The 2,235-nt window shown below is 27.8% G+C and carries 2 protein-coding genes and 1 pseudogene; all 3 read right to left on the bottom strand.

All coding sequences use genetic code 11. From position 1 onward, the window contains the following. Positions 1–1,458 (bottom strand): DUF87 domain-containing protein (locus tag KKE07_02955; GenBank protein ID MBU4269813.1); only part of this gene is annotated, 1,458 nt, incomplete at its 3' end. Positions 1,459–1,536: 78 nt separating this feature from the next. Beyond that, a pseudogene (gene acpS / locus KKE07_02950) lies at positions 1,537–1,953 on the bottom strand (holo-ACP synthase). Positions 1,954–1,962: 9 nt separating this feature from the next. Further along, positions 1,963–2,235: hypothetical protein (locus tag KKE07_02945; protein MBU4269812.1), on the bottom strand; the 273-nt coding region annotated here is incomplete at its 5' end.

Here is a 2,235-nt window from a genome sequence, read left to right as displayed (position 1 = left end):
TTTTGTATCAAGTGTTGCCAAAATTGATCTTAATCCTGAAGAATTTGCAACTCCTGTAAGCACCGCCTGAATATCTTTTTCATCATTTAAAAGAGCTACAATTTTTGTGCCAATTTGGGAAATAACTTCATCATCTATACCGGATGGGCGTTGATCCACAACCAATAACGAAACATAATATTTACGCATCTCGCGTGCAATATTGCCAAATATTGTTTGTTTTGCTGCAATTGGATTTAAAAATTTGTGTGCCTCTTCAATTGTAATCATAAGTCTTACCGGCTCATCTTCTTTTTTTTGTGTAGATAAAAATTTTTCAGTTTTTTCTATATAAATTTTATGAATTTTTCTTGTAATAATATTTGCGACTAAAAGATAACAAAGCATTGATGTATTATTTCCAAATTCCAAAACTATATTTATATTTCTATCCAAATATGTAATAAGTTTTTCAATAACAGAATCTTTAATTATTTCTTTTTTTAGAAAATTAAATCGCTCAAGTCTTTTTAATTTTCTATACAAAGCGCCTATGGATTCAGCATGTGCTCCGACTGCAGCGGCAAACTCTTTTAAAGTTTCACCTTGATCCAAAAGAACCGACAACCAATCTCTTTTATATTTACCATAAATAAGATATGCCGCTTCCAGTGCTGTAGGATGTAAATTAAGTTCCGATTGCAAACTTGCAATATCTTCAACACTTATATCTTGATAACTTAAAAAAACTTCTACATCTGCAGCACATCCACGTTTTCGAGTCGAATCAGGATCAAGAGAAAATATGGCTACACGCTCTGGAAATAATGTTTTTAAACCTTTTACAAAAGATTGACCAACACCTTCCTTTCTTGCCTGAAAACCATATTCAGAGTGCATATCAAAAATTAAATTTACAGCACGTTCAGATTTTACAAGTCCTGCAAGAATTAAACGTGTAATAAAAGTTTTTCCGGTTCCGGTTTTTCCAAAAATACCATTACTTCTTTCTGTAAACAGATCCAAATTTATACAAACAGGAGTATTCATATCCAAAGGCGAACCGATATTAAAATATTTTTTATCTTCTTTTTCTTCACCAAAAATTAATGCTACATCTTTTGCGTTTGCATCAAAAACATCCGCAAAATGTGCAGGTATAGTTTTTACCGGCAACCTATTATTTTCTTTATCAAGCATTAACATTGGGCGTAAAGATACTTTTGTATAAATATCTCTTTGTTTTAAAATATCCAATAAAAGATTTTCATCTTCTTGCGGCGGAAAAAGTAATATTTCAGGATTTGTAACTTGTAATTCTAGATCTGTAATTAGAGAAAAAAATGTATAATTTTTTCCCTTTATGGAAACAAATTTACCTGTTTTTACATCTTCAAGATTGGAATTCGGATCAAGACGCATTACAAAACCTTCGCTTAACGATCCTGAAATTATATTTCCTAATCTTTTATTTGCCATGTAAAATCCAAATTTAATAATTTTTTTATTAGCTAAACAAAAGATATTAAATAAATAAATTTAATTAATTCAAGAAAATTAATTATTAGAAATTATAACGAAAGAAACTGCAAAATCTTTTTCATGAGAAATAGAAATATCAACATTTAATTTTGGTAATTTAACACCAAGTTTATCTTCAAAAGCAGAATAATTAATTTTAAGTATTGGCACACCCCATTCAGGTTTTATTACTTCAATATTTTTACAAGTAAATAAAAATAAAAATTCTTTTTTATTTAAATCTAGTTTTACAAGAGCAGCACTAAATGCTTTGTAAAATGCTTCTTTTGCTGCAAAGCGGGAAGCCAAAACAGATATATTTAATTTTTCTTTTATAAAAATATCTTGCAATTCTTGTTCAGTAAAAATTGTTAAAAATTGTTCTTTTGAAAAATTTATCCAAGAATTAAATCTAGAAATTTTAACTATATCTGTGCCAATACCTAAAATCATAAATTACTTTTAATCCCAAAGATAATCAGAATTTTCACGTAATAATTTTATAACTTCTTCAAAATTATCTTTATTTATAGGTAAAACACTTTCATCACTATTTCTATAAATAGGATATCTAATTTCAGAATTTTCCAATTCGCCAAAGACTTCATTTGAACCATTATTAATAGTTTTTAATAATTCATTTAATATTATTAATCCCATATTCTTGCTTGTGTTATTTTTAGATAATTTAATAACTTCTGCCAAGCGTGCTATAAATTCTAAATCTTCTTTTTC

It is taken from the genome of Candidatus Dependentiae bacterium (assembly GCA_018897535.1).
Taxonomy (GTDB): domain Bacteria; phylum Babelota; class Babeliae; order Babelales; family UASB340; genus UASB340.
Note: the sequence above shows the minus strand (reverse complement) of the source record. Positions and strands in the feature narration are given on the sequence as shown.